This is a genomic window from Xanthomonas bonasiae (assembly GCF_014836395.1).
Classification (GTDB): Bacteria; Pseudomonadota; Gammaproteobacteria; order Xanthomonadales; family Xanthomonadaceae; genus Xanthomonas_A; species Xanthomonas_A bonasiae.
Genome location: NZ_JACSQX010000010.1, coordinates 19741 through 43196, shown reverse-complemented (window position 1 = coordinate 43196; position 23456 = coordinate 19741). Strand labels below are relative to the sequence as shown.

Below are 23456 nucleotides of genomic sequence, written 5' to 3'. Positions count from 1 at the left end.
CCCCCCGCTCCTACAGGAAGCAACGGAAGGGTTGGCGACTGTTAGCGAATGCGGAACCCCATCGTCGCTTCCACCGCCTGCTGCCAGCCAGCGTACAGTTCCTCGCGGCGGTCGGCCGGCATGCGCGGTTCGAAGCGGCGGTCCACCGCCCACTGCTGCGCGATCTCCGCACGGTCCTTCCAGAAACCCGTCGCCAGGCCGGCCAGGTAGGCAGCGCCCAGCGCAGTGGTTTCCGCCACTTCCGGGCGCAGCACGGGCACGTCGAGGATGTCGCTCTGGAACTGGGCCATGAAGTCGTTGCTGATCGCGCCGCCGTCGGCGCGCAGTTCCTTCAACTCGATGCCCGAATCGACCTGCATCGCGGCCAGCACGTCGCGGGTCTGATACGCCATCGACTCCACCGCGGCGCGGATGAAATGTTCCTTGGTGGTGCCGCGGGTCAGCCCGAACACCGCGCCGCGGATGTCGCTGCGCCAGTACGGCGCGCCCAGGCCGACGAACGCCGGCACGAAGTACACGCCGTCGTTGTCGCCGGCGCGCTCGGCGTACTCTTCCGAGTCGCTGGCCTTGCCGAGCATGCGCAGGCCGTCGCGCAGCCACTGCACCACCGAGCCGGCGACGAAGATCGCCCCTTCCAGCGCGTACACGACCTTGCCGTCCACGCCCCAGGCGATAGTGGTGAGCAGGCCGTTCTTGGATTCCACCGCTTTCTCGCCGGTGTTCATCAGCATGAAACAGCCGGTACCGTAGGTGTTCTTGGCCATGCCCGGCTCGAAGCAGGCCTGGCCGAACAGCGCCGCCTGCTGGTCGCCGGCGATGCCGGCGATCGGCACTTCATGGCCGTAGAAATACTGGCCCTGGGTGGTGCCGTAGATCTCGCTGGAAGAGCGCACCTCCGGCAGCATCGAGGCGGGGATGTCGAGCATCTGCAGCAGCTCTTCGTCCCAGCGCAGTTCGTGGATGTTGTACAGCAGCGTGCGCGAGGCGTTGGTGTAGTCGGTGACGTGGACCTTGCCGGCGGTGAGGTTCCAGATCAGCCAGCTGTCGATGGTGCCGAACGCCAGCTCGCCGCGCTGCGCGCGTTCGCGCGCGCCCTCGACATGGTCGAGGATCCACTTGACCTTGGTGCCGGAGAAATACGCATCGATCAGCAGGCCGGTCTTGGCCCGCACCATGTCCTCGTGGCCGGCGGCCTTGAGCTGCTCGCAGATGTCCTTGGTCTGCCGCGACTGCCAGACGATGGCGTTGTAGATCGGCTGTCCTGTGGCGCGGTCCCACACCACCGCGGTCTCGCGCTGGTTGGTGATGCCGATGCCGGCGATCGCGCTGGCGTCCACCTGCTGGTTGTTCAGCAGTTCGGTGATCGTGGTGTAGACGCTGGTCATGATCTCGCGCGGGTTGTGTTCCACCCAGCCCGGTTGCGGGAAGATCTGCCCGAACTCGCGCTGCGCCATGCCCACGATGTGACCCTTGCGATCGAACAGGATCGCGCGCGAACTGGTGGTGCCCTGGTCGATGGCCAGGATGAATTTCTTTTCCATCGGTGACTCCTGCGGGGTCGTAAGGCGCGCGCCGCGGCGCCCGGAATGATTGGGAAGGTGCCGGCGACGCCGGCACCGGATACCGCGCGCCGGCTCAGGCCCGGCGCGACGCCGCTTCTTCCTCGAGCGCTTTCACCCGCGCCGGCAGGAACGGATAGATCAGCCACTGGTAGGCGGCGCCGCCGATCACGCCGCCGACCAGCGGGCCGACGATCGGGATCCACCAGTAGTTGTCGGCCGACGGCAGCGCCGAGGACCCCCAACCGGCGAAATAGGCGAACAGGCGCGGCCCGAAATCGCGCGCCGGATTGATCGCCCACGCCTCCAGGTAGCCCATCGAGGCGCCGATGGTCGCCACCAGCAGGCCGATGATCAGCGCGCCGGCATTGGCGCCGGGCGCGGCCTCGTTGTAGCGCTCGGTGATGGCGAAGATGCCGAAGATCAGGAACGCGGTCATGATCACCTGGTCGCGCAGCGCGTGCATCGGCGTAATCGCCAGGCCCGGCGCGGTGAAGAACACGCCGGCCGCCCCGCCCGCCGCGCGGGTCAGGTGCTGGGTCTGGTTGTAATGGTCGATCACCGGCGCGAACAGCAGATAGACGATGGCCGCGCCGAGGAACGCGCCGACCACCTGCGCCGCCCAGTACGGCAGCACCTTCTTCCACGCAAAACCGCGAAACAGCGCCAGCGCCAGGGTCACCGCCGGGTTGGCGTGGGTGCCGGAGACCGACGCGGTGACGTAGATGGCGATCGTCACCGCCAGGCCCCAGGCCATGCACACGCCCCAGTAGGCGTGCTGGTAGGGGCTGGGGTCGTACAGCACGTACATGCATGCCACCGAGCAGCCGAAGGCGATGATGATCACCATCGCCACCGCTTCGGAAATCAGCTCGCCGAGCAGTTGCCGGTTCATGGCCGCGGCTCCCGTGTCGCTGTCGTCGCATTGCCGGCGATGCCGGTCGTCGGTTTGCACATGCCTGCCACCCTCCACGGTCGTTTCCAGGTTCGCGCGCGGCGGCGATGGCCGATGCGCGCGGCGATTGTGCACGCACGGCCGGCGCCCGATGGCGGGCGGGCCGGCCGCGGTGCGCGGCTCATGCGGGCGCGGCGGCCACCGCGGCCGGCGCCTGCTGCAGATAGTCGATCAGGCGCTGGCGGCCGGCGGCGTCGATGCGCAGGCCCAGCTTGCTGCGGCGCCACAGCAGGTCGTCGGCCTGGGTCACCCACTCGTGTTCGCGCAGGTAGTCCACTTCGGCCTGGTACAGATCGGCGCCGAAGTGTTGGCCCAGTTGCTGCACCGATGCCGCGTCGCCCAGCAGCTGCACCGCACGGGTGCCGTAGTTGCGTGCCAGCCGCCACGCGGTCGCCTCGCTCAGCCACGGCCGCGCCGCGCGCAGCTCCTGCGCCAACGCGCGGATGTCGCGGCGCTCGCCGCCGGGCAACGGCGCGCCGCGCGCGGTCCAGGCCGGCGCCTTGCGCCCGGCCTGCGCGACCAGCCGGTCCACCGCCTCTTCGGCCAGCTTGCGATACGTGGTGAGCTTGCCGCCGAACACGTTGAGCAGCGCCGCGCCGCCGTCCGTGTCCAGTTCCAGCAGGTAGTCGCGGGTGACCTCGGCGGCGTTGTCCTCCTCGTCGTCGAGCAGCGGGCGCACGCCGCTGTAGCTCCACACCACGTCGCTGGGCGCGATCTGCTTGAGGAAATAGCGGTTGGCCGCCTCGCACAGGTAGCGAGTCTCCTCGGCATCGATCTTCGGCGCGGACGGATCGGCGCGGTAGTCCACGTCGGTGGTGCCGATCAAGGTGAAGTCGTGCTCGTAGGGGATCGCGAACACGATACGCCGGTCGGGCTGCTGGAAGATGTAGGCATGGTCGTGCTCGAACAGCCGCGGCACCACGATGTGGCTGCCCTTGACCAGGCGCAGCGCGTGGTCGTGGCCGACCTTGGCCACGTCGTCCAGGAACTGCACCGCCCACGGCCCGGCGGCATTGACCAGCGCGCGCGCCTGCACGTCCTGGCGGTGCCCGTCGGCATGCTCCAGTTGCACCTGCCATACGCCGCCGACGCGGCGCGCCGCGACGCAGCGGGTGCGGGTCAGGATGCGCGCGCCGCGTTGCGCTGCGTCCATCGCGTTGAGCACCACCAGCCGCGCGTCCTGTACCCAGGCGTCGGAATACACGAAGCCGGTGCGGAATTCCTCGCGCAGCGGCGCGCCGACCGGATCCGAACGCAGCGCCATGCGCCTGGAGCCCGGCAAGGTGCGACGGCCGCGGCCGAGATGGTCGTACAGGAACAGGCCGGTGCGGATCATCCACGCCGGGCGCAGATGCGGCTGGTGCGGCAGCAGGAAGCGCAGCGGCCAGATGATGTGCGGGGCCAGGCGCAGCAGCACTTCGCGCTCGGCCAGCGCCTTGCCGACCAGCGCGAACTCGTATTGCTCCAGGTAGCGCAGCCCGCCGTGGATCAGCTTGGTGCTGGCGCTGGAGGTATGCGAGGCCAGATCGTCGCGCTCGCACAGGCACACCGACAGGCCGCGGCCAACCGCGTCGCGGGCGATGCCCACGCCGTTGATGCCGCCACCGACCACCAGCACATCGTAGATCTCGCGCATTGCCTGACTCCGGAAGCGTCGTGTCCCCGGGCGAGCGAACGCTCGGGTCGACGACGAAGGACGAAAAGATCGTAAAAGAACATTTTCGAACATAGCACGCTGCAGCGCAGCGTGGAGTCAACGCAAAGCCTTGCCGTTCGCGGCATAGGCGCATGCAAACCGCCCCATTTCCGGCACCAGACCTCCCGCCGACAGCGACTTTCGGCAGAGTTTAACGTCATAGTAACGAAACAATACGAACATAAACGCACACGAAATACGGGGTCGCCGTGTCGTTCGCCGCGGTCGCTGGGCCGCCCGGCCTCCTCCCGATGCGGCGCTCAGTCCGGATCGGCCTGGCTGCCGGCCGCCACATCCGCTTCGGCCTCGCCGTCGGCGCCCCCCTCGGCGACGAACACGCGGGTGCCGGCCTCGGCCAGCACCGCGGCGAGTTCCGGCGGCGGCGCACGGTCGGTGAACCAGGCCTGGACCCGCGCGATCGGCCCGAGCCGGACCATGGCGTTGCGGCCGAGCTTGCTGTGGTCGGCGGCCAGGAACACCTGCCGCGAGTGCTCGATGATGGCCTGCGCCACCCGCACCTCGTGGAAATCGAAATCCAGCAAGGTGCCGTCCGGATCGATGCCGGAAATGCCGATCACCCCGAAATCCACCTTGAACTGGCGGATCAGCTCGATCGTCGCCTCGCCGGTGACGCCCTGGTCGCGGCCGCGCACGCGCCCGCCGGCCACCATCACCTCGAAGCTCGGATTGGCGCTCATCATCACCGCCACGTTGAGGTTGTTGGTGATCACCCGCAGCCCGCTGTGCCCCATCAGCGCGCGCGCCACGTCCTCGTTGGTGGTGCCGATGTTGATGAACAGCGACGCGTCGTCGGGGATGTGCTGCGCCAGCAGCGTGGCGATGCGCCGCTTCTCCTGCGCCTGCAGCGCCTTGCGCGCGGTGTAGGCCAGGTTCTCCACGCTCGACGGCAGGCTGACCCCGCCGTGGTAGCGGCGCAACAGGCCGGCCTCGCACAGCAGCGCCACGTCGCGGCGAATGGTCTGCGGGGTCACCTCGAAACGCGTGGCCAGCCCTTCCACTTCGGCATAGCCCTGCTGCCGCACCAGCGCCACCAGCTGTTCCTGGCGCGGATTGAGCGCCGGCATCGCGCCCGGCTTGGGAATCGTGTTGTCCATGCGCCGATGATGGGGCGCATGCGCGCGCGGATGCAAACGCCGCCGGCGATCCAGCGGATCAGCGCACGAAGCTGGTGACCTCGTCACGCTCCATGCCCAGGAAGCGCGCGAGCGCACCGCGGTGCGCGCTGCTGGTCTTCAGCGTGCATGGCGTCGGCGGGTCGATGCTGAGGTCGAAACGGGTCAGATGCGTCGCGTCCTGGATGACGTGGTAGCGCCAGACGATGCCCTGGTCGTACACCTCGCCGCTCGCAAGGTCGACCAGATAGTTGGCGAAGCGGGTTTCGGTCGTGCCGCTGAAGCGGCCGGCCTCGATCGCGGCGTTGAACTCGCGCGGCGTGTCGATCAGGCTGCACTCGGTGGCGCCGGTACTGCGCACGGGCTGGCCTTCATAGTAGGCCGAATGCGGGCCGACCAAGTGGTCCGGCTCGCCGTACAGGCAACGCAGCATCGGCCGCTGCGCCGGATCGGCCGCGCGCTTGTCCACGTTCCAGCTTCCGATCACGGTATGGGTGAACACCCGGGTCTGCGGAAGAATCAGCTGGATCAGCCCCAATTCCCCACTCTGCGGCGCGGCACGGCTGAAGCGCAGGCGGAAATCGGCGCCGTATTGCAGCGCCGCGAGTGCCTCGAACACGTTGTCCGGCGGGGCCACGTAGGGATACACCTCCAGCTCGAACTTGCCCTGGCGGTAGCTGCGCTGGGGGAGATAATTGCTCATCGTCGACTCCTGCGATCCATGGGGACGGAGCGCATTCGCTCCAGCCCTAAAGACGCAGCCCGGCCACGCCTGTGAAACAGCGGGCTGTGGAAACGCGGAGATGCGGCCACGTGCGGGCAAGGGCGCAGCGGGGACGCCAGCGACCACGGCGCGCGGATCGGTCCCGGCAGATGGCGGCCTGCCCGCGATGGATGACACGGCTAGACTACGCACCCAGCCGGACGCGACCGGCAGCACCGGACCGGCCATGATCAACAACGACGTACTGCGCTCCATCCGCTACATGCTCGACCTGAGCGACCAGATGATCGTGGACACGGTCCACCTCGCCGATCCCGCCTTCCCGATCGACAAGAGCGAAGTGCCGGCCTACCTGAAGAAGGAAGACGAGGACGGCTTCGTCGAATGCAGCGATCTGGTGCTGGCGCACTTCCTCGACGGGCTGGTGTTCCACTACCGCGGCCGCGACGACAGCCTGCCCGCGCGCCCGGTGGAAACCCGGGTCACCAACAACGTGGTGCTGAAGAAGCTGCGCGTGGCGTTCCAGCTCAAGGACGTGGACATGCACCAGATCTTCGCCGACGCCGGCTTCCCGGTGTCCAAGCCGGAGCTGTCGGCGCTGTTCCGCCAGCCCGAGCACAAGAACTTCCGCCTGTGCGGCGACCAGCTGCTGCGCAACTTCCTCAAGGGGCTGACGCTGCGCATGCGCGCGGCGGGGTGAGCCAGGTCGCGCCGCGGCCGATGGCAGGACACCACCCGGAGCCAGGATGAAGAAGGTGGCCGCCTACAGGATCGAGGGAACCGTCCTGCTTCAAGCGATGTCGTTGACCGACACCGGCCTGTGGATCGCGCATGGGGAGGTTCTGTCCATCCGTGCGGACGATCCAGCGGGGCTGGCGCGCGCGATCAGGCAAGCGCTGGAACATTCGATCGAAGGCGTCGCGCATCCGCCGCAGTCCGAATGGAAGCGCATCCAGCGGCCGATCCTGCACGCCGCCGGCGTCAAGCATTGGGCCGCACTCGGCAAGAAGGCAACAGCCGTGGGCGTCGAATGGACCGGCGATACAGTGGCCTTCATCCCATCCGTCGATTTCCGCCACCACGGCGGGGAGGACAGCGACGAGCACACCATCCACTGCGGCATGGATGACGCGCGGCTGGGCGCCAAGCTGCTCGAGGCCTTCGAACACGCAACTTGATGGCGATGTCGCTGGGTCCCTCCAATGCCGGCACGCCCAGCCAGGCGCCGCGTGCGGTACGCCGCAGGCGCTCAGCGGATCCGGTAGACCCGCGCCTTCGGCAGGTCTTCGTCCACCTGCAGGAACCAGCGTCCGGCGATGCCGGGCACGACCTTGATCGCCGGCGAGGCCAGCGCGGTGCGCAGGGTCATGCTGCCCTTGAGCACCTTCCACTGCTGGCCGTTGTCCAGCACGAACACGGTGCCCGGCGCCCAGCCGGCGACTTCGCCCTGCACGCGGGCGCTGATCGGGCCGTCGTCCAGGCCGATCATCATGCCCTGCCCGGCCTGAGGATCGCCGGCGACGGCCGCTGCAGGCGCCGACGCGGGCCGCGCCGGGGCCTGTGCCGCCTCGCGCGTCTCGGCGTCGCGCAGCAGGCGGTTGAGCGTGGCCAGTTGCGCCGGAGTCAGCCCGACCTCGCGCAACTGCTCGGCGCTCAACTTGCGCTCGATCTCCACATACCCCGACTGCGCCAGCGCCGCCGGTGCCGCCAGGGCGCATGCCAGCGCCAGCACTATGTATTTCATCGTTCGATCCTGCCGCGTTCGCGGATGAGAAAGGCCGCACGGTCGATGGGACCTGCTCCCCAGTTCGGCAAGTTTGGGTCAATTCGGTGACACTTGGATGACGCGCCGCACCGGCCGCCATCGTGGACCGCCTGCTCGGCAGCGAACGATGCGGCCGGCCGCCGCCGCTCGGCGAATCGTGTTCACGACCGGCCACGGCGATCGCATCGTGGCGCTGCCGGTGTTCGCGCCCGTGCCAGCCCGACCCCTGGGCACTCGTGTCGCGACGGGCGAGAAGCACCGCCACGGGGGACTACCGGACGACCGACGCTCGCGGTCCGGCGCGGGCGCACGCACGCGTTCGAGCGCCACGCGACGCGCATCTTCCGGTCCAGGCATCGACGGTCGGCGCCCGCTTGCAGCGGCTAGCAACGGAAACGCTTGCCGAGGCCGCCCAGCGCCGCTCCCGCAACGCGTTGTCCACACGTCTTGCGGCATGTCCAGCCGGCGCCATCAGGACGGACCATACCCCCAGGTGTGCACGCCGCTCGGCGCGATTCGGTCTACGATGCGCGGGATTCGCTCCCATGGCGAGCGCCGCCGCCCGCGCGGATGGCGCCCCCTCCTGTTCCGTTTTGAGGTCCCCATGAAACTAGAGGTGCTGTTCGACCAGTTGCACACCCTGCCGACCATCCCCAAGGTGGCGCAGGAGCTGATCCTGCAATTCGACAATCCCACCACCAGCCTGGACAGCGTGGCGCGCAGCATCGAGCGCGACCCGGTGATCGCCGCCAAGGTGCTGCGCCTGGCCAATTCGGCGCGGTTCCGCGGCGCGCGCGATTCGACCAGCGTCGAGGACGCGGCGCTGCGCCTGGGCTTCAACACGCTGCGTACGCTGGTGCTGGCCTCGTCGATGACCGACGCGTTCCATGCGCCGGCCCATTTCGACCTGCGCGCGTTCTGGCTGCACAGCTTCGAGGTCGCCGGCGTGTGCCGGCTGCTGGCCAGGCAGAAGGGCCTGGATGCGGAGACCGCGTTCACCTGCGGGATGATGCACAACATCGGCGAGCTGCTGATCCAGACCGGCGCGCCGGACTATGCCGCGCAGCTGCATCCGGATGCCTCGTCCAGCGGCCGCGCCGCCGACGAGACCGTGCAGTTGGGCTTCGGCTACCCGGAAGTGGGCGCCGAGCTGGCGCGGCGCTGGCACCTGCCGGAGGTGATCCAGACCGCGATCGCCTTCCAGGCACGGCCGCTGCAGGCGCCGGAAGACCAGCCGATGCCGCGCGTGGTGGCACAGGCGGCGCTGGTCGCCGATGCGCTGGAGCGCCACGGCGGCGCGACCCCGGAAGCGCGGCAGGCGGTCAGCGGCCCGCTGCTGGACGACGTGGACCTGGACGCGCTGTTCGCCGCGCTGCCGGACGTGATCGAGGCCGACCGCGCGTTCACCGAGATGCTGCGCTAAGCGTTTCTCGTCGCGCCTTCGGCAACGAAGGCGATCGGATCCCCTGTAGGAGCGGCTTCAGCCGCGACCGGACGTTAGGGTAACGCCCGGTCGCGGCTGAAGCCGCTCCTACAGGTTTGATGGCGGGCGCGTGCGCTACGCGCTGGCCGCCTCGGCCTGCAGCGCGCCAACCACGGTCGGCCACAGTTCCGACACGGTCGGGTGGATCGGCACCGCCCATTGCAGCGTCTCGAACGGTTGCCCGGCGTTGATCAGGTCGAGCACGCCATGGATGGCTTCGTCGCCGTTGATGCCGAGAATCGCCGCGCCGAGGATGCGGTGGGTCTGCGCATCGGCCACCAGTTTCATGAAGCCGGCGGTCTCGCCGTTCTCGCGCGCGCGCCCGACCTGGGTCATCGGCCGCTTGGCGAACAGCAGCGGACGGCCGCTGGCGCGCGCCTGCGCCTCGGTCATGCCGACCCGGCCCAGCGGCGGATCGGTGTACAGCGCATAGCCGGGCACGCGCTGCGACACCCGGCGCTGGCCGCCGTCGAGCAGGTTGGCGGCGACGATCTCGTAGTCGTTGTAGGCGGTGTGGGTGAACGCGCCGCGGCCGTTGCAGTCGCCCAGCGCCCACACGCCCGCGGCACTGGTCGCCAGTTGCTCGTCGACGACGATGTAGCCGCGTGCGTCGGTGGCGATGCCGGCGTGCTGCAGACCCAGATCGTCGGTATTGGGCTGCCGCCCCATCGCCAGCAGCACATGGCTGGCGATCACTTGCGGCGCACCTTCGTGGCAATCCACCTGCACCGCCACGCCCTGCGCATGCGGCGCGAACGCGATGCACTGCGCGCCGGTCCGCACCGTCACGCCCTCGCCTTCCAGCACCGTGCGGATGCATTCGGAGACGTCCTCGTCCTCGCGCGCGATCAGGCGCGGCTGCTGCTCGACGACTGTCACCTGCGCGCCGAGGCGGCGGAAGATCTGCGCGAATTCCAGGCCGATGTAGCTGCCGCCGATCACCGCCAGGTGCCGCGGCACGTCCTGCAGCTGCAGGATCGAGGTATTGGTCAGGTAGTCGATCCGTTCCACGCCCGGCAGCGCCGGCACATGCGCACGTCCGCCGACGTTGAGGAAGATCTTCGGCGCACTGATGCACTCCTCGCCCACGCGCAGCCGCTGCGGCGCCTCGAAGCGGGCATGGCCGCGCAACACGGTGAGCCCGGGCATGCCGCCGAGCCACTGCTCCAGGTTGTCGCGCGCGCTGTGCGTCACCGCATGCGCGCGCGCCATCACCCGCGCGATGTCGATGCCGACCTCTCCCTGCACCTGCACGCCGTAGTCGGCGGCGCGCCGCGCCAGGTGCGCCACGCGCGCGCTGGCCACCAGGGTCTTGGTCGGCATGCAGCCGGTGTTGACGCAGGTGCCGCCGAGCAGCTGCCGCTCGACCAGCGCCACCTGCATGCCAGCCGCGACCAGCCGTCCGGCCAGCGACGGTCCGGCCTGGCCGGCGCCGACCACGATCGCGTCGAAGGGACGGCTCATCGCAGCAGCGCCATCGCCAGCACGCCCAGGCCGATCGCCGCCGCGTCTTCGAGCAGCGCGGCGGGAAGATCGCGCCCGAAACGCTGCGCCATCGCCGCACGCGCCGCGGCACCGCCATAGGTGCCCAGCACCGCACCGAGCGCACCGGCGACCATCGCCGCCACCCACAGCCCGCCGCCCATGCCCACCGCCGCGCCGCACAGGCCGCCGGTCACGATGCGCGTGCCGAACTGCAGCGGCACCTTGCGGCTGGGTGTGCCCGGCAATTGATCGGTGACGAGTTCGCCGATGGCCAGCAGCGAGACGATCCACGGCGTGAAGCGCCAGCCCAGGAACGCCAGCGGCGTGCCGATCAACGGCAGCACGCCCAGGCTGGCGGCCCAGCTGACCACGGCCGGCGCGGTCATCGCGCGCAGGCCAGCGACGATTCCGATCAACAGCGCGACGACGAGCAGGCTCATGGCGGCGACTCCGGAAAGTGGCAAAAAGAAACCCGGGACAACCTGGCAAGCGCGGCGTACCGCACGGCAGGCGGCAGCGGCCCTCGAGTATAGGCAGCCCTGCACCGCGCCCGCCATGCCGGGCCGATTTGCGCACGCACATGCAATGCCGGTCAGGGCGTTCGGGCCGGCCTTGCTCGCTTGGTTGGATTTGCTCGCTTGGTTGGGTTCGCTCGCTTGCCCGGCTTCGCCGGCTTGGCCGCCTTGGCTGCCTTGGCTGGCGTGCCTGCATTGGGGGCTTTGGCTGGTTTCGCTGGTCTGGCCTGCCCGGCCCGCTCGACCGTTTTGCTGGCCTTGGGCAACTGCACGGCTTTGGCCGCCCCGGTCGCTTTCGCTTTGGTCGCTTTGGTCGCTTTGGTCGCTTTGGTCGCTTTGGTCGCTTTGGTCGCTTTGGTCGCTTTCGTCGGCGCGAGCGGCTTGGCGATTTTCCCGACTTTCGCCGGCTGCGTTGGCTTGGCCGGCTTCGTCGCCTTCGCGGTCTTCGCAGACCGGCCGGTTTTCGCCGAGCCGGTTGCCTTGTCGGTCGAAGCGGCGACGCCGCCGCGCGGCGCATCTGTCTTCAGCGCGATCCAGGTCGGCGCGTGATCGCTGGCATGCGCCAGGTCGCGCACCCACCGGTCCACGCCGGCGTCGTGCAGGCGCGCGGCCAGCGGCGGGTTCAGCAGCAGGTGATCGATGCGCAAGCCGGCATCGCGCTTCCAGTGCTGGCGGAAGTAATCCCAAAACGTGTAGATCCGGCGCTCGCCGTGTACCTTGCGCAGGCTGTCGGTCCAGCCCTGCGCAAGCAGGTCGGCGTAGGCCTGGCGGCTTTCCGGCTGCAACAGCGCATCGCGGCGCCACGACGCCGGGTTGTAGATGTCCGCGTCGGTCGGCACCACGTTGAAGTCGCCGATCAGCGCCACCGGATGCGGCAGTGCGACCAACTGCTGCGCATGCCGCTGCAGCCGCGCGAACCAGTCCAGCTTGTAGTCGAACTTCGGTCCCGGGCGCGGATTGCCGTTGGGCAGGTACAGGCAGCCGACCAGCACGCCATGCGCCATCGCCTCCAGGTAGCGGCTCTGCGTATCGCGCGGATCGCCCGGCAGGCCGCGCCGACTCTCCACCGGATCGCTGCCCTTGGCCAGCACCGCCACCCCGTTCCAGGCCGACTGCCCCATCCACAACGCGCCATAGCCGGCAGCGTGGAGTTCCGCGAGCGGAAAGCCCGCATCCACGCTCTTGAGTTCCTGCAGCCCGACGATGTCCGGCGCCTCGCGCTGCAGCCATTGCAACAGCTGCGGCAGGCGGCTGCGGATGCCGTTGACGTTGTAGGTGGCGATCTTGAGCGTCTTCATCGCATGCGCCGTTGCAGAACCGGCCATCACCTTGGCCCAGCTACGCTCGGCGCATCGTGAAAACCGGCAGGCGCCCATGACCCCCCTCGACAAACCGCTGCGCCGCGAACTGGAGATCGACGGCAGGCCGTATACGCTGACCGTGGACCCGGACGGCCTGAAACTCACCGAGAAAGGCCGCCGCAAGGGCCTGGCGTTGCGCTGGAGCGACCTGGTCAACGGCGACGCCGCGCTGGCCGCTGCGTTGCAGGCCTCGATTGCCGCCGGCAAGTGAGCAAGCGGCGCGGCATGCGGCGGCTGTCCTGCTGCATGCCGCGTAGACAATGGGTGCCTGCCGCAGCCGGCGCCGCGCAGACCGCGTGCCGCCCGTCCAAGCCGATGGTATTTTCGGCCTAACGGCCATCGGCAAGGAGCGGACGCATGCAGTCGAACAACGGCACCGATCAGGCGGCAGGGGTTGGCCAGCGGCCGAAACGGCTGGCAAGCCTCGCCGTGCTGGCGCTGGCCGCACTGGCCGGCAGCGCGAGCGCGCAGCAGGACGCGCTGCGGATCGTGACCAAGACCGTCTATGCGAAGGACACGCCGGAGTGGCGCCAGATCCGCGCGTGGCTTGTGCAGCATCCCTCGACGATCGACGGCAAGCGCCTGGGCGATCCCGACCAGCTCAGCGCGGTGAGCCTGGACTACAGCGTGAGCCTGCCTGCCGCCACCCGCGCGGTGCCGCGGCCGCTGCCCTTGCCTGCGACCGGCACGCCCGGCGACAGCATTGCCATCGCATCGTGCGCGCAGGGTTACCTGCAGGCGTGGCACTACGTGCCGGACGATAGCCCGCAGCACCGCTGGGACCTGCAGTCCTACACGCTGAAGCTGACCGCCGCATGCCCGGGTGGCGCCAGCGGGGGCTGACGTGCCGCCCTGCGCGGAGATGGCGGCCCGGGTGCGGATCGGCGCGTTTCCGTCGGCCTTTCGCTCGCGGCAGGAGCGGTTTCAACCGCGACCGACGAAGCAGCGCAACCACTGCCCCCGGCGACGCGTCGAAGCCGATGGCTCGAGACTGCCCAGGGTTCCTTCCGCAGCGCACCCAGCGGCAATGTCCATGTAGGAGCGACTTCAGTCGCGACGCGCTTTCCCGGCAACGCCCGTCGCGACTGAAGTCGCTCCCACAGAGGGCGTCCTGCGGATCGGAATCCCCTGACCGCATCGATCGCTGGCGTGGCATGCATCGCGGCCCGAGCGCCCCAATGCGGTTCCAGCCCGGTCTGCCATCCACGCCTCGCGGCCGCCCGCCACCCGGGCGACGCCTGCGCATACCGGCGAACCGCGTCCATCGTCGCAGCGTGCGTGGCCGGTCCGCACGGCTTCGCGCGTTCGATGGAAGAACGCCACTGCGCCAGGCACGCCGCCGGCGCGCTCCCGCCTTGATGCAATCGCAGGGGCGCTCCGTCCATGCGACCCAATGAGCTAGCGAACCGGCGGCGGCGCGCTCGTGCCCAATTGCCTCGCGCGCGCCGTGCGCGAACGCCACGCCAAGCCAGGCAGGCGCACTCATCGCCTCGCGCATCGCACGGCTTCACATGGCCACAGGGCCATGACGGACAAGATCTCCCACTCGGCAATCGCTTGTCGATTTCCCGCCTTCTCGCACGTCGTATGCAACAAGGCGCCCATCCCGGCGCGCCGCACCCGGAGGTTCCCATGTCGTACGTCGATGGTTTCGTGCTGGCCGTGCCCACGGCCAACAAGGAGAAGTTCCTCGAACACGCCCGCATCGATTCGGTCTTCATCGAATTCGGCGCGCTGCGCGTGCTCGAATGCTGGGGCGACGACGTGTCGCGCGGCCAGCAGACCGACTTCTTCCGCGCGGTGGACGCCAAGGACGACGAAACGGTGGTGTTCTCGTGGATCGAGTGGCCGGACAAAGCGACCCGCGATGCCGGCATGAAGAAAATGATGGAAGACCCGCGCATGGATCCGGCGGTCAATCCGATGCCGTTCGACGGCAAGCGCATGATCTACGGCGGCTTCGTGCCGGTGCTGGAACTGAAAAAATAGGCGCGCAAGCGGTCGGCATGCGACGGGCGCTGCGCCGCGACAGCGCATGCCGCCCGCGCATGCCGCTCCATGCCGCGCTGCGACGACGGCGCAGCGCGGGGCGGCTCAGAACCTGTAGCTGAAACTCAACGTCGCATTGCGTCCGGCGGCGTAGTACAGGTTGCTGTACTCGTCCAGCACGAAATACTTGCGATCCAGCAGGTTGTTCGCGTTGAGCTGCAGCGACGCCCGCGCACTGAAGGCGTAGCGCGCCATCGCGCTGAGCAAGGTCACCGAGGCCTGGTCCACGCGCTGCGGGCCGTTGGGGCCATCCACCGCGGCACGGCTGGCGGACTGCCAGTTGGCGCCGCCGCCCACGCTGAGCCGGTTCCAGGCACCGGGCAGCCGGTAGGTAGTGAACAGGCGCACCAGCGTGCGCGGCAGCGCGGTGCGCAGGTCGGCGCCGTCCGGGCCTTCCAGTTCGAAATGCGACCAGCCGAACGACGCGCTCCAGTCTTCGCTCAGCTCGCCCGACGCTTCCAGTTCGAAGCCGCGCGAGCGCGTGCCGTCCACCGCCACGTAGGCCTGGGTCAGGCCGTCGGGCAGGGTCTTGCCGACGTCGGCTTCGGCCACGTTGTCCTGGCGGGTGTCGAACAGCACCAGCGCGGTGTTGAGGCGACCGTCGAGATGGCGGCCCTTGAGGCCGATCTCGCGGCTGCTGCCGAGCACCGGATCGAGGAAGCTGCCGTCGCTGCGGCGGTTGTCCTGCGGGTCGAAGATCTCGGTATAGCTGACGAACGCCGAATACACCGGGGTGATCGCGTAGATCAGTCCGGCGTAGGGCACGGTCTTGCGGTGGTCGTGGCGGAACACGCCGCTGTACAGGTCGTCGGTATCGTTCTTCCAGCGGCTGTAGCGGGCGCCGGCGACCAGCGTCAGCGGTTCGGCCAGCGACAGGCGCGCGGCGGCATACGCGCCCTGCTGGTCGGTGCGGATATCGGTGACCTTGTCGGCGTCGGCCGCGAACTGCGGATACGGATAGTCGCCGTTCCACTGCAGGAAATCGCCGATCGGTGCCAGCGTCTCGGTGGCGTTGACCCACGACCGCTTGGTGTAGCGCGAACCGCTCAGGCCCAGCACCAGCTCGTGTTCGCGCCCCCAGGCCTGGAACGGCCCGGACGCGTACACGTCGAGCATGTTCTGGCGGCCGCAGTCGCGGCTGCGGTAGGCGTACGGCTCCAGCGTCTCGCCGGTGCTGCGGTTGGGGAATCCATAGACGTAGAACAGCGCCATGTCGCCGTCGGTGGCGCGGTGACTGGCCAGCGCCCGCAGCTGCCAGCCATTGCCGAATTGGTGCTTGAGATCGGCGAAGGCGGTGGCGGTGGTGGTGTTCCAGTAGGTCCAGTCCGCAGCGCTGCTGAAGCCGCGCGGCCATTCGAGGAAACTGCCGTCGTCGTAGAACACCGGGTAGGTGCCCCAGGTCACGCCCTTGGGCCGGTTCTTCTGGTAGTCGTACCCCACGCTCAGCGTGGTGGCCGCGCCGAGGTCGGCATCGACCACGCCGTACAGCACGGTCTTCTTCTTGCTGTAGCGGTCCAGGTAGGAATCGCCCTGCTCGTAGGCGCCGACCACCCGGCCGCGCACGCTGCCGTCGGCCGCCAGCGGCGCGGCGACATCGGCGGTACCGCGCAGGGTGTTCCACGACCCGGCGCTCAGCGCTGCGTCGGCCTGCAGCGTGCGGCTGTCGGCGCGCTTGCGCACGAAGTTGATCGTCGCCGACGGGCTGCCGGCGCCGGTGAGCAGGCCGCTGGCCCCGCGCAATACCTCGATGCGTTCGTAGATGGCCGTATCCAGGCTGGCATCGGCGGACCCCGAGTTGATCCCCGGCGCGACCGGCACGCCGTCGTAGGCCATGTTCTCGACCAGGAAGCCGCGCGCATAGAACAGCACGCGCTCGGTGTCGTAGGCGTTGGAGGACACGCCGGTGACGTTGTCGAGCACGTCGCGTACCGAGGTCAGGTGCTGGTCCTCGATCCGCTGCGCGGTGACGATGCTGACCGACTGCGGCGTCTGCTGCGGGGTCAGCGCCAGGCGCGTCGCCGCCGCGGTCTGTTCGACCGTGTAGGAACCCGCGCGTTCGGCGTTGACATTGATCGCGTCCAGCGTGGTCGGATCGTCGGCGGCAGCCGACTGCGCCGCGGCCGACACCGCGATGGACAAGCCGACGGACAGCACGCTCAAGCGCACGGCAGCGGCACGAAGCGGGAAAGCGGACATGGAAAACCCCTGAATGAAGTGAGACACAGGCAGGCGGCCTGTGCGGATTCTCACGACTGGGGCTGGCAGGAACACGGCTTGCGCGTCGTCAAGTCCGCGCAGTTTATCCGAGCGTCGCCGCCGGGACGAGCACGCCGCGCGCCCAGCGCAAGCGCCGTTTGCGGATGCGCATGGGCGTCTGCGCAAAAAGACATCGGCGCGCGCAATTGCATCGCTTGCCGCCGAGGCCGCGCCGGACAGCGTGCCCGGTCGGACCGGGCACGCAGCCTGGCGTGGCGGCAGGCCGTCGCTCAGGAAATCGTGCAGAAGGTGACGTAGTGATCGGCCGGGTAATAGCGCTTGTCGACGACCGACTTTTTGGCACCGTCGGTGACCAGGAACACCAGCCGACAGGTGCCGGCCTGTCCGCCGGGATCGTGCCGTGCCTTGCCCTCGTCATAGGTCTTGCCGCGGCCAGCCTGGGGCAGGCGTCGCTCGTTGTTGCCGAACACCTGCACGTCGACGGCGCCCGCGCCGCAGGCGGCGATCGGATTGGGCATGGTGATGCAATCGTTCAGGTCGCGAACGGCCTCGCGCACATAGGTGGGCAGCGTGCCGCAGCTCGGGGCCTTCTGCGCCTGCGCCTGCGCAGCCGAAAGGGCCAGAACGGCCAGCAGCGTGAATCTGATCGAGGGATACATGGAGGACTCCTTGGGAACGGATGGAAGGAGTGCCGCCGATGCGGACAGCACGCAGGCCGCGCACCGGACTACGAGAAGAAATGCCTGCGCCGCCCGTCCGCGAACACCCGATGTCCGGGTGCGGCGACCGCCGGCGCGTTCGCCGCGCGCACGCGGGCCGGCAGGTGCCGGACGCCACCGCCTCGGCTACCATCGGCGGCGCGCCGAAGCCGGCGCTCGTCTTTCTGCGCACACGCCTGCCTCCCGCCGCCCATCCGCCCCCCCATGAACCACGCCGCCCCGCCCCGCCCTGTCGCGGGCACTGCCCTCGCTGCGCTGCGCGTGGCCGCCAAGCTCGCCGCATTCGTCCTGATCAGCGTGCCGCTGCTGCCGCTGCAATGGCTGCTGATGCGCGTCACCCGCGGACGCGGCGCCTTCGTGCTGCCGCGGCTGTGGTTCGCCTGCCTGCGCAAGGCGATGGGCATCCGCGTCGAGGTGGTGGGTACGCCGCGCCGCGGCGGCGGCACGCTGTTCGTCGGCAACCACATCTCGCACTTCGACATCGTGGTGCTGGGCAGCCTGCTGCACGCGCGCTTCATCGCCAAGAACGACATGGAGCGCTGGCCGGGCATGCGCCGGCTCGGCGCGCTGGCGCAGACCCTGTTCATCAGCCGCCGGCGGATCGACGCAGCCAACGTGGCCGCGGCCGTCGCCGCGCAGATCCGCCCCGACCACGACGTGGTGCTGTTCGCCGAAGGCACCACCTCGTCCGGCGAGCGCGTCGCCCCGTTCAAGTCCAGCCTGTTCTCGCTGTTCCTCGGCGGCGACGCCAACGCCCGGCCATGGACGCTACAACCGTTCACCATCGACATCCTGTCCGTCGATGGCCGCCGCCTGGCGCACGGCGGCGAGCGCGACGCCTACGCGTTCTACGGCAGCATGCAGGCCGGCGCCCACGTCCTGCGCTTCCTGCGCGCGTCCGGCGCAGCGGTCAGGGTGACCTTCCACGCCCCGCTCGCGATCGCGCCCGGCACCGACCGCAAGGCGCTCGCGCAGCAGGTACATGGCATCGTGGCGTCGGCGCTGGCCGCACAGCCGTCGCACGACGGAGCGCGATAGGCCTGCGCCGCACCGACACCGCGCAGCGCAAGGCGCATGTGTGTGACGCCTGTCTCGGCCTCTAGGGCTCGATGGGCTGGCTGCACGAACAGGTGGCGATGAAATAGGGAGCGCCACTGGCCTGGGCGTAGTTGAAGAACAGCCCCCGCGCGGCCGCGTCCGCACCAAGCGTGGCCGCTATGCGGCACTCCCCGCGTTGTTATCGGCAGGCAACAGCGACCGGCGCGGCGTCTTCCCGACCCGCACAGGATTTCCGGCGCGGCTGCCTGCCTGTCGCAGCGCGCGTCCGCACACGGACGGTGTCCGCACAGGTCCATCCCAACAGTTCATGGAGAACGCAAATGAAGAGCACAAGGGCAGTATCGTCGTTCCGGTCCCCGCACGCGGTCACCGTCGCGGTGCCGGTGGAGGTCGGCAACGACATCGAGAAGATGCACAAGATCACCCGGGAAATCCTCGGCCGGCTTGGCTGCGCGGCCTGCCATTCCGGCTTCGACCTGCGCTTCGTGATCGAACGCGACTTCCGGGTCAATCCGGCGCTGGAGATCGAGGGTTTCGCGCCGCGGATCGGCCCCTGACCGGAGGCATCGGCGATGCATGCCCTGCCCGATCTTGGCGTCGGCCTGGTGCTGTGGCCGGAGTTGATGCCGGTGCTGGCCGAGGACGACGGCGCGATCGGGGTGGTCGAGATCGAACCGGAATTCTTCTGGTTCGAGACCGGCAACGCGCAGGCGCCGATGCGCATCGACACCGGCATGGTGCGGCAGCTCGCCGAGCTGCCGCAGCACAAACTCGTGCACGGCGTGGCCTCCCCGGTGGGCGGCTCGCTGGCGCCGGAACCGCAACGTCTGCAACTGATGCGCGAGGTGGTGCAGGCGCTGGAGGCGCCGTGGGCCAGCGAACACCTGAGCTTCAATGCGGTGCCGGTGGCCGGCGGCCCGGTCGATTCCGGTTTCCTGCTGCCGCCGCTGCAGACCGTGGCGAGCGCGCAACAGGCAGCGGCCAATATTCGCACAATGGCGCAGGGCCTGCGGGTGCCGTTCGCGGTGGAGAACAACGTCAACTATCTGCGCCCGGTCGCTGGCGAACTCAGCGACGGCGCGTTCATCGCCGAAGTCGCGACCCAGGCCGACTGCGGCATCCTGCTCGACCTGCACAACCTGTGGACCAACCAGAAGAACGGCCGCCAGCCGGTGCGCGAGGCGCTCGCCGCGCTGCCGCTCGAGCGCGTCTGCGAACTGCACCTGGCCGGCGGCTTCGCGCACCGCGGCTACTGGCTCGATGCCCATTCCGGGCTCGTCGATGAAGAATTGATGCGACTGGCCGCCGAGCTGATGCCCGCGCTGCCCAACCTGCACGCGATCGTCTTCGAGATGCTGCCGACCGCTCTGGCGCACGTCGGCATCGCCGACGTACGCAGGCAGATCGACCGGCTGCACACGCTATGGGCGCTGCGCCGGCCCGGCGCACGCGCGCCGCAGGCGGCAGCGGGTCTCGCGCGCGGCGATGGCGGCGTCGCACCCTCGCCCGCCGACTGGGAACGGACCCTGGGCGCCCTGGTCCGCGGCGACGCGCCGGGCGCGCATCCCATCGCCGCACTGCTGGCGGATCCCGGCGTCGCCCTGCTGCGGGAATTGGCCAGCAATGCGCGCGCCGGACAGATCGCCAGCGCGGCGCGGCTGACCACGCGCATGCTGCTGGCGCATGGTGGCGAAGCGGCCTTCCGCAGCTTGTTCGAGGACTACGCCGCCGCGCAGCCACCGCGCCAGTTCGCCAGCAGCGAGGCGCTGGGCTTCCTGGAGCACGTGCAACTCGCGGCGCCGGCGATTCCGCAGCTGGCGCAGGTGGCGATGTTCGAAAGCGCCGTGATCCACTCCGCGCTGCAGGGCGACGCGCGCGTCGTCGCCTTCGACCGCGACCCGGTGCCGCTGCTGACCGCGCTGGCCGAACGGCGCGCCCCGCCGCCGGCGCAAGCGCCCGGCAGGTTCGCGATCGAGCTGCAGGGCGGCGCGGTCATCGCCATCCGGGCAGGTTAGCGGCTGTCTCCCCAAACCGCTGCACGAATGCACGCCATCGGCGCGCGCGGCTGCATGTCACGCAGATGACATCGCGATTTCCTAGCCTGCGACCAGGGCTGGCGGCCGGCGCCGCCAAGGACGGTCGCCATCGAAATCCTGCTGTGGACCGTGTTCGCCGTGGTGATGAGCGCCGTTCTGCTGTTGGGCGTCTCGGTGGTGATCGTCGCCACCCGCGAAAATGGCCTCTACTCCGCCGAAGAGAAGACCTGGCAACGCCTGAAGCACAGCGGCGTCCCTGCCGAGGCCGAGATTCGCGCGCTCAAGCGCTCCGAGCACGGGCTGTCGCGCGGCGGCAGCCAGGGCCAGACCGTGCATGCGGTCGAGTTGACGCTGGACGTTTTCGACGGCGCGGGCGGCGTGTGCACGGCAACGCTGCGCACGCTGATCGACGAAGCCCTGTTGCCGCAGTTCTGCATCGCCGGCACCCGCGTGCATGTGCTGCGCGATCCGGACGACGCCTCGATCCTGGCAGTGGACCGCGCGCGGTCGCCGCTGGAGATTCCGCGCGCAGGCGGTTGATGGCGGCTCTGCGCGGGATGCAGGATTCTCCCGGGATACCGCTCCCTGCAGGAGGGGCTTCAGCCCCGACAGTATCCGAAGCCGGAGCATCCACCGCTGCGCTCGTCGCGGCTGAAGCCGCTCCTACAAGAGCTTGCGGCTAGCCCGCCGGATGCACTGTAGGAGGGGCTTCAGCCCCGACAGTATCCGAAGCCGGAACACCCGCCGCTGCGCTCGTCGCGGCTGAAGCCGCTCCTACAGGAGCTTGCGGCTAGCCCGCCGGATGCACTGTAGGAGGGGCTTCAGCCCCGACGGCATCCGAAGCCGGAACACCCACGGCTTCGCTCGTCGCGACTGAAGTCGCTCCCACAGGGACTTGCGGCTAGGCGGCCGGGTGAACTGTGGGAGAGGCTTCCGCCCCGACAGTATCCGCGCCGAAACACGCAGTGCTGCGTTCGGCACGGCTGTAGCCGCGCCGACGCGGCCGTTACGGCTTCGCCGCCTCGCACAGCTTGCGGTTGAACCAGGTGGACTTGGCGATCGGCAGATAGCTGTCCCAATCGGTCGGCGGCAGCATGCTGCCGTTCTTGTCCAATTCCTCCTGCAAGGAGTCCTCGTCGCGGCTGGCGCCGGCGATGGTGGTGTCCAGCGCGGCCAGGCACTCCTTCGGACGGCCCAGGCGCAGCAGGGCGATGGCGCGGTCGTTGGCGAAGCGGTCGCGCTCCAGCCAATTGAAGAACGTGCCGCACTCCTTGCCGAACGCGTCCATCCCCGCGAGCGCGGCCGCATAGCGCTTGCCGCGATAGTCGGCCAGATACGCCGCGCGCCGCCGCGTGCTCGCCGCCGCAGTGCAGCCCGCCGGCAACGCCAGATACTCGCCCTCGAAGCCGGCGCGCGCGCCGCAATAGTCGCGGCAGCTCTCCTCGGTCAGCGCCTTCACCTCGAACCCGCCGGGCGTGCGCTTGAACGACACGCGGCACGGCGTGTCGCTGCCCTCGGTGACCTCGGCGATCTCGCCGCGCAGCGTGCCCGACAGCCCGCAGCTGTGGCCGTTGGCGCCCATCGCGTCGATCGTGAACTGGCGCACGTCACCCTGCCCGCTGATCTGCAGGCTGCCCCAGCCGTCCTTGGTGCCGTACTCGCCGGGCGCCGGCGCAGCCGCGGCGGCAGCGAACGCCGCACCGCACCCCAGCAGCAAACTCCAACTCCATCGTCCTGACATGGCGGTTCCAAATTCGGCAAGGGAGTGCAATTTTCCCCCATCTCGCGGGCCGTCGACCAGTGCGGCAGACATCTTCCGCAGCCGCGGCCCCGGTGCTGCATGGACAGCGGCGACGCCGGCTCCGCGCACCTGGGTGCGCCATGCGCGGTGCCAGCAGGTCCGCGCCGACGTCCAAACCGCAATTGCGCTACCCGCCAGCCAGCATCCGGGGCAGAACCCCCCCATGACGCCACTCGCCTTCTCGCTCGCCGCCATGCTGGCCGGCGTCGCCGCAACCGCCCCGGCGCCGGAGCGCATGCTGATCTTCAGCAAGACCGCCGGCTTCCGCCACGACTCGATTCCCACCGCGGTGGCGACGCTGCGCCAGTTGGCGAGCGAGGAAGGCCTGGCCGCGGACCATAGCGAAGACGCGAACGCCTTCACCGCCGACAACCTGGCCCGCTACCGCGTGGTGGTGTTCGCCAGCACCACCGGCGAGATCCTCGACCCCGCGCAGCAACAGGCATTCGAAAGCTTCGTGCGCAACGGCGGCGGCTTCGTCGGCGTGCATTCGGCGGCCGACACCGGCTACGCCTGGCCGTGGTACGGGCGCCTGGTCGGCGCCTGGTTCCAGGGCCACCCGCCCGGGCTGCAATCCACCCAAGTGCAGCCCGAACGCGACGGTCGCGCCGACGGCACGCCCTGGCCGATCCACGACGAGATCTACAACTACCGCAGCAACCCGCGCGCGCAGGTGCAGGTCATCGCCACCGTGGACGAACGCCTCTACACAGGCGGCACCATGGGCGCGGATCACCCGATCGCCTGGTGCCACGCCTTCGACGGCGGCCGTGCCTGGTACACCGGCCTGGGCCACGACGCGGCGGTGTATGCCGATCCGCATTTCCTCGCGCAGCTGCGTGCAGGCGTGCGCTACGCGGCGGGGCGGCAGGCGCGGTGTTGAACGGGTGCGGGAGCTG

Annotated in this window: 23 protein-coding genes; 11 read left to right on the top strand and 12 right to left on the bottom strand. The window is 69.5% G+C overall.

The features are described from left to right. Nucleotides 1-41 precede the first annotated feature (41 nt). The 5 genes from glpK to H9658_RS16470 all read right to left on the bottom strand — a co-directional run bounded on the left by glpK (nucleotide 42) and on the right by H9658_RS16470 (nucleotide 6046). On the bottom strand, nucleotides 42-1541 hold the full coding sequence (gene glpK, locus H9658_RS16490) for a glycerol kinase GlpK (protein ID WP_191826185.1): 1500 nt from the start codon (nucleotides 1539-1541) through the stop codon (nucleotides 42-44). 94 nt (nucleotides 1542-1635) lie between these two features. Next, nucleotides 1636-2454, bottom strand: a complete 819-nt coding sequence (locus H9658_RS16485) for an MIP/aquaporin family protein (RefSeq protein WP_179569331.1) — start codon at nucleotides 2452-2454, stop codon at nucleotides 1636-1638. A 181-nt stretch (nucleotides 2455-2635) separates the two neighbouring features. Beyond that, a complete protein-coding gene (gene glpD, locus H9658_RS16480; protein ID WP_191826184.1) occupies nucleotides 2636-4150 on the bottom strand; it encodes a glycerol-3-phosphate dehydrogenase in 1515 nt (504 codons plus the stop codon). 320 nt (nucleotides 4151-4470) lie between these two features. Then, complete coding sequence (locus H9658_RS16475; RefSeq protein ID WP_191826183.1) at nucleotides 4471-5325, bottom strand: DeoR/GlpR family DNA-binding transcription regulator; 855 nt, start codon at nucleotides 5323-5325, stop codon at nucleotides 4471-4473. Nucleotides 5326-5383: 58 nt separating this feature from the next. Next, entirely contained in the window at nucleotides 5384-6046 is a 663-nt protein-coding gene (locus H9658_RS16470) for a hypothetical protein (protein WP_179569337.1), read from the bottom strand. 247 nt (nucleotides 6047-6293) lie between these two features. On the opposite strand from H9658_RS16470, the gene H9658_RS16465 reads away from it, so the two are divergent. Continuing rightward, nucleotides 6294-6767 carry a YehS family protein gene (locus H9658_RS16465; RefSeq protein WP_179569339.1) on the top strand — a complete coding sequence of 158 codons (474 nt, stop codon included), beginning with the start codon at nucleotides 6294-6296 and terminating at the stop codon, nucleotides 6765-6767. 46 nt (nucleotides 6768-6813) lie between these two features. Then, nucleotides 6814-7245 carry a hypothetical protein gene (locus H9658_RS16460; RefSeq protein WP_225210053.1) on the top strand — a complete coding sequence of 144 codons (432 nt, stop codon included), beginning with the start codon at nucleotides 6814-6816 and terminating at the stop codon, nucleotides 7243-7245. 71 nt (nucleotides 7246-7316) lie between these two features. On the opposite strand, the gene H9658_RS16455 is transcribed toward H9658_RS16460, so the two are convergent. Next, nucleotides 7317-7811, bottom strand: coding sequence for a hypothetical protein (locus H9658_RS16455; protein ID WP_191826182.1), 495 nt, complete (start codon nucleotides 7809-7811; stop codon nucleotides 7317-7319). A 625-nt stretch (nucleotides 7812-8436) separates the two neighbouring features. On the opposite strand from H9658_RS16455, the gene H9658_RS16450 reads away from it, so the two are divergent. Beyond that, entirely contained in the window at nucleotides 8437-9255 is an 819-nt protein-coding gene (locus H9658_RS16450; RefSeq protein ID WP_191826181.1) for an HDOD domain-containing protein, read from the top strand. Nucleotides 9256-9390: 135 nt separating this feature from the next. Here the strand turns inward: H9658_RS16450 and H9658_RS16445 are convergent, their stop codons facing one another. From H9658_RS16445 to H9658_RS16435, 3 genes are all read right to left on the bottom strand, one after another. Continuing rightward, complete coding sequence (locus H9658_RS16445; protein WP_191826180.1) at nucleotides 9391-10779, bottom strand: FAD-containing oxidoreductase; 1389 nt, start codon at nucleotides 10777-10779, stop codon at nucleotides 9391-9393. Further along, entirely contained in the window at nucleotides 10776-11240 is a 465-nt protein-coding gene (locus H9658_RS16440; protein ID WP_191826179.1) for a DUF4126 domain-containing protein, read from the bottom strand. Before H9658_RS16440 ends, H9658_RS16445 begins: the two co-directional genes overlap by 4 nt. A 152-nt stretch (nucleotides 11241-11392) precedes the next feature. Further along, nucleotides 11393-12613 carry an exodeoxyribonuclease III gene (locus tag H9658_RS16435; protein WP_191826178.1) on the bottom strand — a complete coding sequence of 407 codons (1221 nt, stop codon included), beginning with the start codon at nucleotides 12611-12613 and terminating at the stop codon, nucleotides 11393-11395. A 76-nt stretch (nucleotides 12614-12689) separates the two neighbouring features. On the opposite strand from H9658_RS16435, the gene H9658_RS16430 reads away from it, so the two are divergent. The 3 genes from H9658_RS16430 (at nucleotide 12690) to H9658_RS16420 (ending at nucleotide 14665) form a co-directional block, all read left to right on the top strand. Next, nucleotides 12690-12887 carry a hypothetical protein gene (locus H9658_RS16430; RefSeq protein WP_191826177.1) on the top strand — a complete coding sequence of 66 codons (198 nt, stop codon included), beginning with the start codon at nucleotides 12690-12692 and terminating at the stop codon, nucleotides 12885-12887. A gap of 146 nt (nucleotides 12888-13033) precedes the next feature. Beyond that, complete coding sequence (locus H9658_RS16425; RefSeq protein ID WP_191826176.1) at nucleotides 13034-13519, top strand: hypothetical protein; 486 nt, start codon at nucleotides 13034-13036, stop codon at nucleotides 13517-13519. 789 nt (nucleotides 13520-14308) lie between these two features. After that, nucleotides 14309-14665, top strand: coding sequence for a DUF1428 domain-containing protein (locus H9658_RS16420; protein ID WP_179569355.1), 357 nt, complete (start codon nucleotides 14309-14311; stop codon nucleotides 14663-14665). 105 nt (nucleotides 14666-14770) lie between these two features. Here the strand turns inward: H9658_RS16420 and H9658_RS16415 are convergent, their stop codons facing one another. Both H9658_RS16415 and H9658_RS16410 read right to left on the bottom strand, forming a co-directional pair. Beyond that, nucleotides 14771-16921 (bottom strand): TonB-dependent siderophore receptor, encoded by a 2151-nt coding sequence (locus H9658_RS16415; protein WP_191826175.1) that lies wholly within the window; start codon nucleotides 16919-16921, stop codon nucleotides 14771-14773. A gap of 290 nt (nucleotides 16922-17211) precedes the next feature. Beyond that, complete coding sequence (locus tag H9658_RS16410) at nucleotides 17212-17601, bottom strand: ribonuclease domain-containing protein (RefSeq protein ID WP_191826174.1); 390 nt, start codon at nucleotides 17599-17601, stop codon at nucleotides 17212-17214. A gap of 264 nt (nucleotides 17602-17865) precedes the next feature. On the opposite strand from H9658_RS16410, the gene H9658_RS16405 reads away from it, so the two are divergent. From H9658_RS16405 to H9658_RS16390, 4 genes are all read left to right on the top strand, one after another. After that, the gene (locus H9658_RS16405) at nucleotides 17866-18699 is read left to right on the top strand and encodes a lysophospholipid acyltransferase family protein (RefSeq protein WP_191826173.1); all 834 of its coding nucleotides are present in this window, start codon (nucleotides 17866-17868) and stop codon (nucleotides 18697-18699) included. Nucleotides 18700-19040: 341 nt separating this feature from the next. Then, the gene (locus tag H9658_RS16400; RefSeq protein WP_191826324.1) at nucleotides 19041-19277 is read left to right on the top strand and encodes a hypothetical protein; all 237 of its coding nucleotides are present in this window, start codon (nucleotides 19041-19043) and stop codon (nucleotides 19275-19277) included. A 15-nt stretch (nucleotides 19278-19292) separates the two neighbouring features. Then, nucleotides 19293-20735: a DUF692 domain-containing protein gene (locus tag H9658_RS16395; protein WP_191826172.1), complete on the top strand. Its 1443-nt coding sequence runs from the start codon at nucleotides 19293-19295 to the stop codon at nucleotides 20733-20735. A 150-nt stretch (nucleotides 20736-20885) separates the two neighbouring features. Then, nucleotides 20886-21296, top strand: a complete 411-nt coding sequence (locus H9658_RS16390) for a hypothetical protein (protein ID WP_191826171.1) — start codon at nucleotides 20886-20888, stop codon at nucleotides 21294-21296. A gap of 466 nt (nucleotides 21297-21762) precedes the next feature. Here the strand turns inward: H9658_RS16390 and H9658_RS16385 are convergent, their stop codons facing one another. Continuing rightward, on the bottom strand, nucleotides 21763-22497 hold the full coding sequence (locus H9658_RS16385) for a hypothetical protein (protein WP_191826170.1): 735 nt from the start codon (nucleotides 22495-22497) through the stop codon (nucleotides 21763-21765). 223 nt (nucleotides 22498-22720) lie between these two features. Here H9658_RS16385 and H9658_RS16380 point away from each other — a divergent pair, with 223 nt between their 5' ends. Continuing rightward, on the top strand, nucleotides 22721-23440 hold the full coding sequence (locus H9658_RS16380) for a ThuA domain-containing protein (RefSeq protein WP_179569367.1): 720 nt from the start codon (nucleotides 22721-22723) through the stop codon (nucleotides 23438-23440). The last annotated feature ends 16 nt before the right edge of the window (nucleotides 23441-23456 follow it).

Excerpts from the sequence above, each read along its gene's own strand:
- glpK (WP_191826185.1), bottom strand. The coding sequence starts at position 1,541 with ATGGAAAAGAAATTCATCCTGGCCATCGACCAGGGCACCACCAGTTCG.
- H9658_RS16485 (WP_179569331.1), bottom strand. The coding sequence starts at position 2,454 with ATGAACCGGCAACTGCTCGGCGAGCTGATTTCCGAAGCGGTGGCGATG.
- glpD (WP_191826184.1), bottom strand. The coding sequence starts at position 4,150 with ATGCGCGAGATCTACGATGTGCTGGTGGTCGGTGGCGGCATCAACGGC.
- H9658_RS16475 (WP_191826183.1), bottom strand. The coding sequence starts at position 5,325 with ATGGACAACACGATTCCCAAGCCGGGCGCGATGCCGGCGCTCAATCCG.
- H9658_RS16470 (WP_179569337.1), bottom strand. The coding sequence starts at position 6,046 with ATGAGCAATTATCTCCCCCAGCGCAGCTACCGCCAGGGCAAGTTCGAG.
- H9658_RS16465 (WP_179569339.1), top strand. The coding sequence starts at position 6,294 with ATGATCAACAACGACGTACTGCGCTCCATCCGCTACATGCTCGACCTG.
- H9658_RS16460 (WP_225210053.1), top strand. The coding sequence starts at position 6,814 with ATGAAGAAGGTGGCCGCCTACAGGATCGAGGGAACCGTCCTGCTTCAA.
- H9658_RS16455 (WP_191826182.1), bottom strand. The coding sequence starts at position 7,811 with ATGAAATACATAGTGCTGGCGCTGGCATGCGCCCTGGCGGCACCGGCG.
- H9658_RS16450 (WP_191826181.1), top strand. The coding sequence starts at position 8,437 with ATGAAACTAGAGGTGCTGTTCGACCAGTTGCACACCCTGCCGACCATC.
- H9658_RS16445 (WP_191826180.1), bottom strand. The coding sequence starts at position 10,779 with ATGAGCCGTCCCTTCGACGCGATCGTGGTCGGCGCCGGCCAGGCCGGA.
- H9658_RS16440 (WP_191826179.1), bottom strand. The coding sequence starts at position 11,240 with ATGAGCCTGCTCGTCGTCGCGCTGTTGATCGGAATCGTCGCTGGCCTG.
- H9658_RS16435 (WP_191826178.1), bottom strand. The coding sequence starts at position 12,613 with ATGAAGACGCTCAAGATCGCCACCTACAACGTCAACGGCATCCGCAGC.
- H9658_RS16430 (WP_191826177.1), top strand. The coding sequence starts at position 12,690 with ATGACCCCCCTCGACAAACCGCTGCGCCGCGAACTGGAGATCGACGGC.
- H9658_RS16425 (WP_191826176.1), top strand. The coding sequence starts at position 13,034 with ATGCAGTCGAACAACGGCACCGATCAGGCGGCAGGGGTTGGCCAGCGG.
- H9658_RS16420 (WP_179569355.1), top strand. The coding sequence starts at position 14,309 with ATGTCGTACGTCGATGGTTTCGTGCTGGCCGTGCCCACGGCCAACAAG.
- H9658_RS16415 (WP_191826175.1), bottom strand. The coding sequence starts at position 16,921 with ATGTCCGCTTTCCCGCTTCGTGCCGCTGCCGTGCGCTTGAGCGTGCTG.
- H9658_RS16410 (WP_191826174.1), bottom strand. The coding sequence starts at position 17,601 with ATGTATCCCTCGATCAGATTCACGCTGCTGGCCGTTCTGGCCCTTTCG.
- H9658_RS16405 (WP_191826173.1), top strand. The coding sequence starts at position 17,866 with ATGAACCACGCCGCCCCGCCCCGCCCTGTCGCGGGCACTGCCCTCGCT.
- H9658_RS16400 (WP_191826324.1), top strand. The coding sequence starts at position 19,041 with ATGAAGAGCACAAGGGCAGTATCGTCGTTCCGGTCCCCGCACGCGGTC.
- H9658_RS16395 (WP_191826172.1), top strand. The coding sequence starts at position 19,293 with ATGCATGCCCTGCCCGATCTTGGCGTCGGCCTGGTGCTGTGGCCGGAG.
- H9658_RS16385 (WP_191826170.1), bottom strand. The coding sequence starts at position 22,497 with ATGTCAGGACGATGGAGTTGGAGTTTGCTGCTGGGGTGCGGTGCGGCG.
- H9658_RS16380 (WP_179569367.1), top strand. The coding sequence starts at position 22,721 with ATGACGCCACTCGCCTTCTCGCTCGCCGCCATGCTGGCCGGCGTCGCC.